The organism is Acidovorax sp. Root402 (assembly GCF_001425125.1).
In the GTDB taxonomy this organism is placed as follows: Bacteria; Pseudomonadota; Gammaproteobacteria; order Burkholderiales; family Burkholderiaceae_C; genus Acidovorax; species Acidovorax delafieldii.
Window position 1 is genome coordinate 365,263 of sequence record NZ_LMDQ01000018.1, and the last position, 13,575, is coordinate 378,837.

At 65.0% G+C, this 13,575-nt stretch carries 14 protein-coding genes; 8 read left to right on the top strand and 6 right to left on the bottom strand.

Annotation, left to right across the window (positions count from 1 at the left end):
* Positions 1-129: 129 nt before the first annotated feature.
* Positions 130-774, bottom strand: coding sequence for an FMN-dependent NADH-azoreductase (locus ASC83_RS22085; RefSeq protein WP_056067620.1), 645 nt, complete (start codon positions 772-774; stop codon positions 130-132).
* A gap of 132 nt (positions 775-906) precedes the next feature.
* Between ASC83_RS22085 and ASC83_RS22090 the strand changes: the two genes are divergently transcribed.
* Positions 907-1,854: a LysR family transcriptional regulator gene (locus tag ASC83_RS22090; protein WP_056067825.1), complete on the top strand. Its 948-nt coding sequence runs from the start codon at positions 907-909 to the stop codon at positions 1,852-1,854.
* A gap of 164 nt (positions 1,855-2,018) precedes the next feature.
* Positions 2,019-2,888 (top strand): HDOD domain-containing protein, encoded by an 870-nt coding sequence (locus tag ASC83_RS22095; protein WP_056067827.1) that lies wholly within the window; start codon positions 2,019-2,021, stop codon positions 2,886-2,888.
* Positions 2,889-2,991: 103 nt separating this feature from the next.
* Here the strand turns inward: ASC83_RS22095 and ASC83_RS22100 are convergent, their stop codons facing one another.
* The 4 genes from ASC83_RS22100 to ASC83_RS22115 form a co-directional block, all read right to left on the bottom strand.
* Positions 2,992-4,077, bottom strand: coding sequence for an ankyrin repeat domain-containing protein (locus ASC83_RS22100; RefSeq protein ID WP_056067621.1), 1,086 nt, complete (start codon positions 4,075-4,077; stop codon positions 2,992-2,994).
* Positions 4,074-4,688 (bottom strand): sigma-70 family RNA polymerase sigma factor, encoded by a 615-nt coding sequence (locus ASC83_RS22105; RefSeq protein WP_056067623.1) that lies wholly within the window; start codon positions 4,686-4,688, stop codon positions 4,074-4,076. Before ASC83_RS22105 ends, ASC83_RS22100 begins: the two co-directional genes overlap by 4 nt.
* Before the next feature lie 22 nt (positions 4,689-4,710).
* Positions 4,711-5,619 carry a hypothetical protein gene (locus ASC83_RS22110; RefSeq protein WP_056067625.1) on the bottom strand — a complete coding sequence of 303 codons (909 nt, stop codon included), beginning with the start codon at positions 5,617-5,619 and terminating at the stop codon, positions 4,711-4,713.
* 141 nt (positions 5,620-5,760) lie between these two features.
* Complete coding sequence (locus ASC83_RS22115; RefSeq protein WP_056067627.1) at positions 5,761-7,422, bottom strand: methyl-accepting chemotaxis protein; 1,662 nt, start codon at positions 7,420-7,422, stop codon at positions 5,761-5,763.
* Positions 7,423-7,711: 289 nt separating this feature from the next.
* Between ASC83_RS22115 and ASC83_RS22120 the strand changes: the two genes are divergently transcribed.
* The 6 genes from ASC83_RS22120 to ASC83_RS22145 all read left to right on the top strand — a co-directional run bounded on the left by ASC83_RS22120 (position 7,712) and on the right by ASC83_RS22145 (position 13,068).
* Complete coding sequence (locus ASC83_RS22120) at positions 7,712-8,296, top strand: alpha/beta hydrolase (protein ID WP_056067829.1); 585 nt, start codon at positions 7,712-7,714, stop codon at positions 8,294-8,296.
* A 231-nt stretch (positions 8,297-8,527) separates the two neighbouring features.
* Positions 8,528-9,532, top strand: a complete 1,005-nt coding sequence (locus ASC83_RS22125) for a sulfate ABC transporter substrate-binding protein (RefSeq protein ID WP_056067832.1) — start codon at positions 8,528-8,530, stop codon at positions 9,530-9,532.
* A 37-nt stretch (positions 9,533-9,569) separates the two neighbouring features.
* The gene (gene cysT, locus ASC83_RS22130; RefSeq protein WP_056067629.1) at positions 9,570-10,439 is read left to right on the top strand and encodes a sulfate ABC transporter permease subunit CysT; all 870 of its coding nucleotides are present in this window, start codon (positions 9,570-9,572) and stop codon (positions 10,437-10,439) included.
* Complete coding sequence (gene cysW / locus ASC83_RS22135) at positions 10,436-11,338, top strand: sulfate ABC transporter permease subunit CysW (protein ID WP_056067631.1); 903 nt, start codon at positions 10,436-10,438, stop codon at positions 11,336-11,338. Before cysT ends, cysW begins: the two co-directional genes overlap by 4 nt.
* A 12-nt stretch (positions 11,339-11,350) precedes the next feature.
* Positions 11,351-12,475, top strand: coding sequence for a sulfate/molybdate ABC transporter ATP-binding protein (locus ASC83_RS22140; RefSeq protein WP_056067633.1), 1,125 nt, complete (start codon positions 11,351-11,353; stop codon positions 12,473-12,475).
* A 56-nt stretch (positions 12,476-12,531) separates the two neighbouring features.
* Positions 12,532-13,068, top strand: a complete 537-nt coding sequence (locus ASC83_RS22145) for a disulfide bond formation protein B (RefSeq protein WP_056067833.1) — start codon at positions 12,532-12,534, stop codon at positions 13,066-13,068.
* A 135-nt stretch (positions 13,069-13,203) separates the two neighbouring features.
* Here ASC83_RS22145 and ASC83_RS22150 read toward each other — a convergent pair whose 3' ends face one another.
* Positions 13,204-13,422: a hypothetical protein gene (locus ASC83_RS22150; RefSeq protein ID WP_056067635.1), complete on the bottom strand. Its 219-nt coding sequence runs from the start codon at positions 13,420-13,422 to the stop codon at positions 13,204-13,206.
* Between the last annotated feature and the right edge of the window lie 153 nt (positions 13,423-13,575).

The window sequence follows — 13,575 nt, forward strand, 5'->3', positions numbered from 1 at the left end:
AGCTGCTCAGGCATGTTCCACTAGCGCATCCGGCCGTTTTGCCCTGATAAAAGCCCAAACCCGGCACAGGGCCGGGTTTTGGGGGGGCTTGCAGGGCTTGTGCCCTGCGCGCCGTTGTTGCCGCTGGGCTTAGGCGGCCTGCGACACGCGACCCTGGTTGGCCGCCACGCTGGTGTGTGTGGAAATTTCCACGTTGGCCGAGGCCAGTGCGGCCGCCTTGGCGTCCGGGCCCATGGCCACGCCTTCGGCACGCACAAAACGCACGTCGGTGATGCCGAAGAAGCCGAACACCACCTTCAGGTAGCTCTCCTGGTGCTCCATGGCCTGACCGCCTTCGCTGGTCGAGTACACGCCGCCACGGGTGGAGGCCACGATCACGGTCTTGCCACCGGCCAGACCCACGGGGCCCTTCTCGGTGTACTTGAAGGTGCGGCCCGCTTGCGCCAGGCGGTCGATCCAGGCCTTGAGCTGGCTGGGGATGGAGAAGTTGTACAGCGGCGCGCCAATCACGATCACGTCGGAGGCCAGGAACTGGCTCACCAGGGCTTCGGACAGTGCGTTTTCAGCGCGCTCTGCCTCGGTGGCAGCGGCCTGGCCGGTGCGGAACCCCAGCGACTGGGCCGACAGGTGCGAAGGCGCTTGCTGGGCCAGGTCCAGGTATTGCACGGTGGTGCTAGGGTGGGCGGCTTGCCAGGCGGTCACGGTGCGGGCAGTCAGTTGGCGGGACACGGATTGATCACCGGTGATGGCAGAGTCGACGTGAAGCAGTTGCATGAGGGAACTCCTGGGGTTCTGTGGATCGGAGCCACAGCGTGTGGCCATGGGATGAATTGTGGGGATGGATCAATTTGTTGATAAGGTAGTGAACTTGCGATAGATTGTTCTATCCATAGGACGATGAAGCCCATGCAAGATCTCAACGACATGCTGTATTTCGCCGAAGTGGTGGAGCGCGGTGGCTTTGCCGCTGCGGGCCGCGCGCTCGGCATTCCCAAATCGCGCCTGTCGCGCCGGGTGTCCGACCTGGAAACGCAGCTGGGCGTGCGCCTGCTGCAGCGCACCACCCGCAAGCTCTCGCTGACCGAAGTGGGCGAAGCCTATTTGCGCCACTGTCAGGCCATGCGCGAATCGGCCCAGGCGGCGGCCGACACGGTAGCCCAGGTGCAGACCGTGCCGCGCGGCACCATCCGCGTGAGCTGCCCCGTCACGCTGGCGCAGACCGTGGTGGCCGAGCTGATCCCCCGGTTCCTGGCCAGTTGCCCCGAGGTGCGCATCGACATGCTGGTGAGCAACCGCGCGGTCAACCTGGTGGAAGAGGGCATCGACGTGGCGCTGCGCGTGCGTCCCTCGGTGGACGACAGCGGCAGCATGGTCGTCAAGCGGCTGGACCACACCACGCAGATCCTGGTGGCCAGCCCCGAGCTGCTGATCCGCCAGGGCACGCCCCAAACGCTGGACGACCTGGCCAAGCTCGACAGCATCGCCATGTCCGCGCCCGATGGCCGATCGACCTGGAACCTGATCGGACCGGGAGGCGTGCACCAGATGGTGCAGCACACGCCGCGCTATGTGGCGGACGACCTGCTCACGCTCAAATACGCGGCCGTGGCCGGCACGGGGGTGTGCTGGATGCCCGACTACATGTGCCAGGAGGAAATGCGCGAGCGCAAGCTGGTGCGGGTGCTGCCCGACTGGGCGCCGGCGCCCGCCATCGTGCACGCCGTGTTCCCCTCCCGCCGGGGGCTGTCGCCCGCGGTACGGCGTTTTCTGGACTACCTGGGCGAGGCCATGCCCGGGCGCAGCAGCCTGAGCACACGGCAGGCCCTGCAGGGGCTCGACGGCGCCAATATCTGAGAACCTGTTCAAAGGACAGGTTCTGAGGCGCTGGGCGCAAAGCCTGCGCTTGTGCACGGGTTCGGTGGGCAAAGCGCTTTTTGGCGCCACAATGCAACGAATTGCAACTGTGCGGGCTGCGCCCGTCCGTGTGGTCGGCACACGCGGCGGCCCGGGGACTTTTTGTGACCGCTCCACACCCCATCGACCAAGACATCCGGCAAGCCCGCGTGCACCCTGCCGTGCGCGCCATCGTGATCCCGCCGTGCCCCGAGTCACTGCTGCGCCTGCAGCAGATCGTGGCGGCGCCCGAGCTGGACTCGACCGCGCTGGAGCAACTGGCATCCTCCGACGTAGCCCTGGCCGCCGCCGTGATGCGGCTGGCCAACAGTCCGCTGTACGGCCTGGCCCAGCCGGTGCAGACCGTGGGCATGGCGCTGACGGTGCTGGGGCTGCAGCCGGCCGTGGAGCTTTTGTCTGCCTTCATCACGCGCAATGCGCTGCAGGTGCGCTCGCCGCTGCTGGAGCATTTCTGGGAAAGCTCGCAGCGCCGCGCCATTGCGTGCGAGCACATCGGCCACCAGCTTTACAGCCTGGAACCGGGCCTGGGTTACAGCTTCGGGCTGTTCTGCCACGTGGGCATGCCGGTGCTGGTGAAGGCGGTGCGGGGCTACGCGGGCACCGTGACCGAGGCCCTGGCGCGCAAGGACCGCACCTTTACCCAGACCGAGAACGCGAGCCACCGCACCGACCACGCGGTGATGGGCGCCATCGTGGCGCGCACCTGGCACCTGCCGGGCGATGTGGCCCAGGCCATCTGGCTGCACCACGACTTTGCCTGCCTGAACGACGAGCAGTTTGATCCCACCGTGCGCCACCTGGTGGCGCTGGGCTTGCTGGCCGAGTTTCTGGTCAACCAGCACGACGGCCTGGCCCCCACGCGCGAGTGGACCCAACACGGCCAGGCCTGCATGGACCACCTGCATGTGACTCAGGACGAGCTGGACCACTGGATCGATGCGCTGCACCCCGCGTTTGAGGCAGTGCGGTTCTAATGATTCCGACGAGCCACTGACTCGCCGCTACCGCCGAGCGGGGCAGCTACGCCCGCCCCCTGCGGACATGACGCGGGCACTGCGAGACCTGCCGGTGCGCTTTTCAGCGGGCCGCTTCCAGCAGCTCTGCCAGGCGCGTGTGGCCCCGCTGTGCCGCGAGCTGTGCCGCATTCAGACCTTCGCGGTCCACCAGCGCCGGGTTGGCGCGCAAGGCCAGCAGCCGCTGCACAGTGGCGGTGTGGCCGTTCAAGGCGGCCAGCATCAGGGCGGTTTTTCCTCCGGGGTCGCGGGCATCCACTGGCGTGCCCTGTTGCACGAGGGCTTCGACCTGCTGGGTAAGGCCCGAGCGGGCGGCCTCCCAGATGGTGTTGGGCGAGGCCGCGCCCATATTTTTTGACATGGCAGGGGCTGCAGCCGCCGTCTGTTGGTCGCGCGCTGCAGAGTCAGCCTGCGCGCTGCGGGCGGCTGGTGCGGCGGCCGGAGCGGGGGCAGCCGGGGTGGTCTCCTGAAGCGCCGGTGCCGCGGGGGCTGCTGTGCGCTCGCGCCTTTCACCACCAGATTCGGCAGGGGAGGCTGCGGTCGAGGGCGCGGGGGGCGACGCTGGGAAACCGGAGAGGGCCCCGGCTGAGCGAGGTGCTGACAGGGCTTCCTGCTCAGTGGAAGGCGACACAGGAGCCGGCTTGGCTACGGGCTGGGCGGGTGCTGGTGTCTGCGCAGGCGCGGGGGGGGCTACCGTGGCAGGCTTGGGGAGCATGGCGTCGGCCGACGGGCCGGCGCTGTTCCGCGTACTTTTCTGTGCGCTTTCCGGTGCAGGCGGAGTGACCGATGGGGGCTCTGCCGGTGGCGGGAGCGTCGGTGTGGCCGCAGGAGCAGGGACCGTGGGAGCCTGCGCAGGCGACTCGGTCCGGCGGTGGCTGAAAGCGGTGTCCCGCTCTTCGGGCGTGCCGCGCTCAAACTGCAGCATCAGCAAGCCAGTCAGCCCCACCACGGCCAAGGTGGCCAGGGCCGAAATCTTCCAGCGGGCCTGGTTGGCGGCAGGGGCTGCTACCGGGGTGGCCGATGCCGCAGCCGCTGCCACCATCTGTGCATGCGCACGCACGGCATCGCGCACATGCACGCCGGGGCGGGCGCCTTCCTGTTCGCTGGCCTCGTGGTAGCGCCGGACCAGTTCGTCATCCTGCCGGGTCATACAAACTCCTTGAGGTGCTGGCGCAGGCTGGCCCGCGCGTAGCGCAGGCGGCTTTTGGCGGTTTCAAAGTTAACGCCGGTGGCCTTGGCAATCTCCTGCACGCTCAGGTCTCCTTCGGCTTGCAACAAAAAGGCCTCGCGCTGCTCTGGCGGCAACTGCTCTACGGCGGCGATGAGCGCGGCGGCCTGCTCGCGCGACTGCAATTGGCGCACGGGCCCGAAGCCCGAGTCCGCCACCAGCGTGTCTGCCAGGCTGCGCGCATCGTCGTCGCTGGCATCTAGGCTGGCATGGTGTTTGGCGGTACGCAGGTGGTCTACCAGCCGGTGGTGTGCCAAGGTGAACAGCCAGGTGCGGAACCTGGCCTTGACCTCGTAGCGGGCAGCGTTGCGCGCCACCGCAAACCACACGTCCTGCAGCAGGTCGTCGGCCACGGCCTGCACCTTCACGCTGCGAAACACAAACCGCCACACGGCCAGCTCGTGCCGGGCGTACAGCCGGTCAAACGCGGCCATGTCGCCACCGGCGTAGCGCAGCATCAGCGCTTCGTCGGCGTCGTAGGCATCGTGAGAGGGTGGGGCTGCAGGCACCCGGGCATTATGCGAAACCCTCATGCACTCACGGGCCGGCCCAGGTCTACCGTGGGTCGGGTACGTACGACAGGTTGTCCGACTGCGGAAACGCGCGCGGCACATGGGGCGCGTGGGGGCGGGCGATGGGCTCGCGGATCACGCCGCTGGCGATCAGGTTCTCGCGGCTGTCGTAGCGGATGCTGATGATTTCATTGGGCTGCTCTTGCAGGCGCGTGAAGCTGGTGTGGGTGACAACCGAGGTCTCGCGCTGGCCGTGCGCCGTGCCTAGCTTGGCCGATGGCATGGGAACGGCCTTGGCCACACTGTCGGCAGATTGCGAGCGGGCAGAGGACTCTGCCTCGGCCGATGGGGCTGGGGCAGCAGGCGCACCGGCAGCCCCAGCGGCTGCGGGCGATGCGGGGTCCTCCCGCAGACGCCCGAGGCCCAGGCTGTTGTCGCGGCGCTGGCTGTAGGGCTCGGGGGTGATGGCGGGGGCAGGCTGGGGCATCGGTGGCTGTTCGCGGAACAGGGCGACGCCAATCACGCCCACATGCGCAGGGCGGCCCGTGCGGGCGGCATACGAGTTGGCGATGTGCGAAAACTCGAAGGCCGCCACCTGGCTGTCGCTCTTGCGCCAGCCGGTGATCTGGTAACGCTCATAGGGCGAGAACAGATAGCCGCGCTGGTCCCACGCAGCGGTTTCGCCGCTGAGCACATTCACGCCGTCCACCGACGGCACGGCCAGCACCCGCTCGCCCAACCGGTTGCGCACCGTGATGGCATACCGCGCCCCGGGCCGCCCGGCCACCCAGTATTCGCCCCGGGCGTAGTGCACCGGCAGCGTGGCGCCGGTGTCGCGGTCCACGATGGTCACGTCGGCGAGGCGGCCAATGGCTTGGGCAGGCAGGTGGGCCAGGCCCAGCAGTGCTGTCAGGGCGGCGAGGGCGTGCAGGGTGAGTGAACGGGGTTTCATGGCAGCTCCATCAAAAAAGTGGTGGTGCTGGGTGAAACGAACGGGGCGGGGCAATGGGGTTGAGGGGTACCGAAAAATTCAAGAATTTTTTCAGCACCTCATTGCACCCACCCTGGCGGACCTGCTGTCCGCAATGCTGTCTCAGTGTGCGAGGCGTCGCACGCCGGGGACGGGCAGGGCATTGCCACGATGTACTGGCGTGGCACGCGGTGCATCGAGTCCCATGCCTGCTGAAGCACTGCCGCCGACCTGGAACACGGCCACCAGCTCCGCCAGCCGCTGGGCTTGCTGGCGCAGGTTTTCGGCTGCGGTGGTGCTTTCGCTCACCAAGGCGCCGTTTTGCTGGGTCATCTGGTCCAGCTGGGTCACGGCCACGTTGACCTGCGAGATGCCGTCGCTCTGCTCGGCGGCGGCGGTGCTGATCTCGCCGATGATGCCGTTCACGCGCTGCACGCCTTGCACGATCTCGTTCATGGTCTCGCCCGCGTTGGCCACGAGCTGGGTGCCCGAGTCCACCTTGTCGACGCTGGACTGGATCAGCGCCTTGATCTCCTTGGCGGCCTCGGCACTGCGCTGGGCCAGGCTGCGCACCTCGGTGGCCACCACGGCAAAGCCACGCCCCTGTTCGCCCGCTCGGGCTGCCTCCACAGCGGCATTTAGCGCCAGGATGTTGGTCTGGAACGCAATGCCGTCGATCACGCCGATGATGTCGGCGATTTTCTGGCTGCTGTGGTGGATGTCCTGCATGGTGCTTACCACCTGCTGCATCACTTCGCCGCCCTTGGTGGCTGTGCTGGCAGCGGTGGTGGCCAGGGCGTTGGCCTGGCGGGCCGAGTCGGCACTTTGACGCACGGTGGCGGTCAGCTCCTCCATGCTGGCGGCGGTTTGCTCCAGACTGCTGGCGGCTTGTTCGGTGCGGTGGCCCAGGTTCTGGTTGCCGCTGCTGATGTCGTCGCTGGTGGTGCGCAGCTGCGCAATGTTGTCGCGCACGGCCGACACCAGTTCATGAAAACGCTGCTGCATGTCGCGCACGGCCACCATCACGCTGCCGGTGTCGCCCGCCTTCACTTGCACTGGGGTGGTGAGGTTGCCCTGCTGGATGGCTTGCACCACCGCGCGCACTTCGCTGGGCTCAGCGCCCAGCTCGCGGCCAATGCTGCGTGATACCAGCACCGTCACCGCCACACTGATCAGCACCGCCAACAGCGTGATGGACAGCATCACGCCGGTGAACTGGCTCGCGTCCTGGTTGGCCGTCTGGCTGTTCTTGATGATGCGCGCCTCTTCGTAGTCGATGAGCTTGTTGGCCGCTGCCAGCCATTGCTCGTACTGGGGCTTGGCCTCGGTCCAGAGCATGGCTTCAGCGCCTGCGCGGTCGCCGGACTGCATCAGCGCGACCACCTTGCTAGTGGTGGCTACCGTACGCGCTTCAATGTCTTTGAGCGACTGCACCATAGGGGCCACTTCGGGCGGAATCTCCTTGGCGGTTTTCAGCACGCTGTCCAGCTGCGTGGCGGACTGGGCGTAGAAGTCCGCCAGCCGTGCGATGGATTCGATTTCCTTCTTGCGTGCGTCGTCGTTGGGGGCCAGCACCACGTCGCGCACCGCGATGGAGCGGTCGTGCGCCGAGCCCCGGAAGTTGATGGCAGCGCGCTGGATGACAGCGTTCTGCGTGGCATTGGCGGTCAGAGCGCCGTCGATGCCCCGTGCAATGAGCACGCTGTAGACCGACATGCCGAGCAGGGCCACGATGACCAAACCGAAGCCCGCCATCAGGCGCTGGCTGATTTTCCATGTGTGCATTGAAAGGTGCCTCTTGAAGTGAAGATGACTAAGGAAGAACCGACCTGGGACAAGCCGCCAATGCAAACCCAACCAGCCGCCGTCGTGCGGAACGGCGCCAGGCGGCTTGTTTGCAATTCGTTACATTGTACGCGTCGGTTTGAAATTAAACCGGTTGGTTTAATTTATTCACTCAATAGTCATTGATTGAAAGAGGCAAGCAGAAGTCGCTTTTTTAGATGATTTGGAGATTAAATAACAAAAATTAAGTCGTTTGGGTTTTAAAGGCTGGCTCGCAGAATCCCTGCCTGTGACCACCACCACCTCCATCATCATCGTCCCCGGCTGGCGCGATTCGGGCCCCGGCCACTGGCAGAGCCTGTGGGCCGAGCGCCTCCCCCACGCGCGCCGCGTGGTGCAGGACGACTGGATCACGCCCACGCGTTCAGCCTGGGTGAGCCAGCTGGAGAAGACGGTACTGGCCGCAACGCACCCTGTAGTGATCGTGGCACACAGCCTGGGCTGTATTGCCACTACCCACATGGGGCCGGAGGCTGCAGCCAAGGTGTGCGGCGCCTTGCTGGTGGCTCCTGCCGACCCCGAGCGCCGCGCCATCCTGAGCGACTTTGCCCCCGTGCCCTACGCGGCGTTGCCTTACCGCAGCATCGTGGTGGCCAGCAGCAATGACCCGTTTTGTCCCATCCGCCTGGCGGGCGCCTATGCCAGGGCCTGGGGCAGCGAGTTTGTGCGCATGCAGAACGCAGGGCATATCAACATCGACTCGGGCCATGGCGAATGGCCGCTGGGCTGGGCGTTGCTGCAGTCTCTGGAGGGCGACCACAGCACCATCCAGCCAGCTGCAGGGTACTCGCAGGTTTCTCCGGCCGCCGCCTGATTGCTATCTAATTGATAGCTGTCTGAGCATGTGTTACTAGCGCTCGGTGCCTGCAGGACCCGAAATGTCAGGCCCGGGCAGCTGGTGTGCGGTTTTGGGCCATGGCACCGGCACGCCCTTCGAGATGTCTATATGTCAATTCTCGATTAATTAACAAGAATATATTCTTTTGAGTTTTAAGGGGTGGTCCGCACAATGCGGAATCTCCTGCATTTTTTGGGCGACTTCACCATGACTTCTTTGAAACTCAAGACCCTCCTGGCCTCTCTGGCCCTGGCCGCGAGCGGCATGGCTGCCGCTCAAAATTCGTTGCTCAATGTGTCGTATGACGTGGCCCGCGAGTTCTACAAGGACTACAACGTGGCCTTCGCCGCGCACTACAAGAAGACCACCGGCCAGGACGTGAAGATCGACCAGTCGCACGCCGGCTCCAGCGCCCAGGCCCGTGCCGTGAACGACGGCTTGGCTGCTGACGTGGTCACCATGAACACCACCACCGACGTACAGTTTCTGGCGGACAACGGCGTGGTTGCCAAGGACTGGGCCAAGAAGTTCCCACACGACGCATCGCCCACCACCTCGACCATGCTGTTCCTGGTGCGCAACGGCAACCCCAAGAACATCAAAGACTGGGACGACCTCATCAAGCCCGGCGTGCAGGTGATCGTGGTCAACCCCAAGACTGGCGGCAACGGCCGCTATGCCTACCTGGCCGCCTGGGGCGCCGTGCGCGAAAAGGGCGGCACCGAGGCGCAGGCCGCCGAGTTTGTCGGCAAGCTGTACAAGAACGTGCCTATCCTGGCCAAGGGCGGCCGCGATGCCACGGCCACCTTCCTGCAGCGCAACCAGGGCGATGTGCTGATCACTTTCGAATCCGAGGTGGTCTCCATCGACCGCGAGTTCGGCGCGGGCAAGGTCGATGCTATCTACCCCTCGGTGAGCGTGGTGGCTGAAAACCCCGTGGCCGTGGTGGAACGCACCGTGGCCAAGAAGGGCACGGCCCAGCTGGCCAAGGCCTACCTGGACTACCTGTACTCGGAAGAAGCGCAAGAGATTGCAGCCAAGCACGCCATCCGCCCCCGTTCGGAGACCGTGCTCAAGAAGTACGCCGACACCTTCAAGCCGCTCAAGCAGTTCACGGTGGCCAAGTACTTCGGCTCGCTGACCGAAGCGCAGAAGGTGCACTTCAATGACGGTGGCCAGTTCGACAAGCTGTACACGCCCGGCGCCAAGTAAATAGGCCCAGCGCTTTTCCCGACTCACCACTGCATCTATGACCACTGCGACCGCTGTGGCCGCAGCCCCGGCCGGACGGCGCGCGCCTAAGCGCGTGCTGCCCGGCTTCGGGCTGTCACTGGGCTACACCCTTTTTTACTTGAGCATCATCGTGCTGATCCCGCTGTCGGCACTGATCTTCAAGACCTTCACGCTCACCTGGGACCAGTTCTGGGCGGCCATCAGTGCGCCGCGCGTGCTGGCGTCGTACCGGCTGACCTTTGGCGCATCGTTCATCGCGGCGCTGGTCAACCTGGTGTTTGGCCTGCTAATCGCCTGGGTGCTGGTGCGCTACAAGTTTCCGGGCAAGAAGATTGTGGATGCGCTGGTGGACTTGCCGTTTGCGCTGCCCACGGCCGTGGCAGGCATCTCGCTCACAGCCTTGCTGGCGGGCAATGGCTGGGTCGGCAGCATTCTGGAGCCTATGGGCATCCAGCTTGCGTTCAAGCCTGCGGGCATTGTGATTGCGCTGATCTTCATCGGCTTGCCATTTGTGGTGCGCACCGTGCAGCCCGTGCTGGAAGACGCCGAAAAGGAGCTGGAAGAAGCTGCCACCTGCCTGGGCGCCACGCGCCTGCAGACCTTCACCAAGGTCATCCTGCCCTCCATCACGCCTGCGCTGCTCACCGGCTTTGCCATGGCGTTTGCGCGGGCGGTGGGTGAGTACGGCTCGGTGATCTTCATCGCGGGCAACATGCCCATGGTGTCGGAGATCACGCCGCTCATCATCATCGGCAAGCTGGAGCAGTATGACTACGCAGGCGCCACCGCCGTGGCTGTGGTGATGCTGGTCATCTCCTTCATCCTGCTGCTCATCATCAACGCGCTGCAAGCCTGGCAGCGCCGCCACGCGGGGGCACCAGCATGAGCGGCAACAACTCCCGAACCATTCGCCGCGCCCAGGCGGGCACGACCGAAGCGCCCTGGGTCCGCTACACGCTGATCGCCATCGCCTTGGCTTTCATGCTGCTGTTCCTGGTGCTGCCACTGGCCGCCGTGTTTGCAGAGGCGCTGCGCAAGGGCTTTAGCGCGTACCTGGAGGGCCTGCGCGAACCCGATGCCTGGTCGGCCATCAAGCTCACGCTGATCACCGCGCTGATTGCCGTGCCGCTGAACCTCGTGTTCGGCGTGGCAGCCGCGTGGTGCATTGCCAAGTACGAGTTCAAGGGCAAGGCCTTCTTGACCACGCTGGTGGACCTGCCGTTCTCGGTGTCGCCCGTGGTGGCGGGCCTGATCTATGTGCTGATGTTTGGCGCGCAAGGCTGGTTTGGTCCCTGGCTGCAGGCGCACGACATCAAGATCATCTTTGCCGTGCCTGGCATCGTGCTGGCCACCGTGTTTGTGACCTTTCCGTTCATCGCGCGAGAACTGATTCCGCTGATGCAGGCGCAGGGCAACGACGAGGAGCAGGCCGCCATCGTGCTGGGCGCGAGCGGCTGGCAGACCTTCTGGTACGTGACCTTGCCCAACATCAAGTGGGGCCTGCTGTACGGCGTTATCTTGTGCAACGCGCGGGCCATGGGCGAGTTTGGTGCCGTGTCGGTGGTGTCGGGCCACATCCGTGGGCAGACCAACACGATCCCGCTGCACGTCGAAATTCTCTACAACGAGTACCAGTCCGTGGCTGCGTTTGCTGCGGCCTCGCTGCTGGCTTTACTGGCCCTGGTCACCCTGGTCATCAAGACCATTGCCGAACACCGCAACGAACAGGCCCTGAAGGCCGCCGCCGAATTGCCGCCCGAGCGCCCTGCGCCCGCTGGCGTGTGAAGGAAACAGAAAATGAGCATCGAAATCCGTAACGTCAGCAAGCAGTTTGGAGACTTCCAGGCCCTGCGCGATGTGAGCCTGGACATTGCCTCGGGCGAACTCATTGCGCTGCTCGGCCCCTCGGGCTGCGGCAAGACCACGCTGCTGCGCATCATCGCGGGCCTGGAGACGGCCGACGTGGGCACCATCCACTTCAGCGGCGAAGACACCACCGACGTGCATGTGCGCGAGCGCAACGTGGGCTTCGTGTTCCAGCACTACGCGCTGTTCCGCCACATGACGGTGTTCGAGAACGTGGCCTTTGGCCTGCGCGTGAAGCCCCGCAGCGAGCGCCCGAGCGAGGCGCAGATCAAGAAAAAGGTCATGGACCTGCTCAAGCTGGTGCAGCTGGACTGGCTGGCCGAGCGCTACCCCTCGCAGCTCTCGGGCGGCCAGCGCCAACGCATTGCGCTGGCTCGCGCGCTGGCGGTGGAGCCCAAGGTGCTGCTGCTCGACGAACCCTTTGGCGCGCTGGATGCCAAGGTGCGCAAGGAACTGCGCCGCTGGCTGCGACGCCTGCACGACGAGTTGCATGTGACCAGCATCTTCGTGACCCACGACCAGGAAGAAGCCCTGGAAGTGGCTGACCGCGTGGTGGTGATCAACCAGGGCAAGATCGAGCAAAGCGGCTCCCCCCAGCAGGTGTGGGACCAGCCTGCCAGCCCGTTTGTCTACGGCTTTTTGGGTGACGTGAACCTGTTCCACGGCCGCGCCCATGAAGGCCTGGTGCACCTGGACGGCATGCAGCTCGACTCGCCCGAGCACCAGGCGGCGCAGAACGCCAAAGCCTTTGCCTATGTGCGCCCGCACGACCTGGACGTGGAGCGCTACTCCCCCGGCGCGGGCCTGGACGCAGAAGGCCGTCCCCGTGGCATCGTGGCCCAGCTGAGCCGCGCCATCGTGGTGGGGCCGATTGCGCGGCTGGAACTTATTCCGACCGACGATCACAAACCAGCGGACAATGCGTCCCCAGAATCCCTGATCGAAGCGCAGATCCCTGCGCAGCAGTTCAAGGACATGGGTTTCAAGGAGGGTGAGACGCTGGTGGTGACACCACGCCGCGCCCGCGTTTTTCTGGATCACGCCGCCGGTATCTGAGTTGCTTCTCCTTCGAGGCCTCTCTGGGTAACCTGCGGTTTCGAGGGACAAGAATGATGGTGTTGAACTGGATTGATCAGGCCCCGCGTCGCGTGCTGGCGCTGATCAGCGTGGCCTGTGTGGCGATGCTGGCGTTTGGCATGTACCTGCAGCATGTGGTGGGCCTGGAGCCTTGCCCTATGTGCATCGTGCAGCGCTACGCGCTGATTGGTGTTGCTGTATTCACGGCCCTGGCGAGTGCGCGAGGCAATCGGGGCTGGTGGATGACCTGGGCGGTGCTGGCCGTGATCACTGCCGGGTTTGGCGCCTTTGTGGCGGCTCGCCAGAGCTGGCTGCAGTGGTACCCGCCAGAGATCGCTACCTGCGGCCGCGACTTCTACGGCATGATCGAAAACTACCCCATCAGCCGCGCCATCCCCATGATCTTCCGGGGCTCGGGCGATTGCACTGCGATCGACTGGACCTTCCTGGGTGGCTCGATTGCCAACTGGTCGTTCATCTGCTTCGTGGGGTTTGGCTTGGTCCTGCTGGCTGTGCTGTTGCGGGCGCTGAAGGGTGGCAACAAGCGAGGCGCTGGTTATTCGATGGCTTGATGCCTGTGAGGCATGGGCTTGCACGAAAAAAGGCGCTCCCTGGAGCGCCTTTTTCGTTATGGGAAGGGCTTCCAGCGCCGGTGTTCCTGCTCCGAGCGCAGTTCCACCTGGTCGCATGAAAGCGCACAAGGTTGGCTATCCAAGCACCATGTCCCCTGCGTCCAGCGAAGGAGGACGCAAAAGGTCTTCGTTGATGCCCATGGTCTGACTGGCGCGTTCTACGGCCTGCCACAGTGGCGCAGGCATTTGCAATATCTCTTCTGGCGACGCGGAGCGCGCGATCCATGCACTGATTTGCAGGTGCTGCTCGTGGGTGAGCAGGTCCAGGTTCAACATTTCATCGATGATTTTCATGCAGGGGCTACAGGGTCGATGGGGTGGCTTGGAGGTGGCTCTGCGCGGTAAAGCCCTGAGGAGGCTGTGCTTTGCATGAAGCGAAGAGGGGTTGCTCCGTGACAACCTCTAGCGTCACGGAGCATGGTGTTTTGTAGAAGAGATGGTACCCAA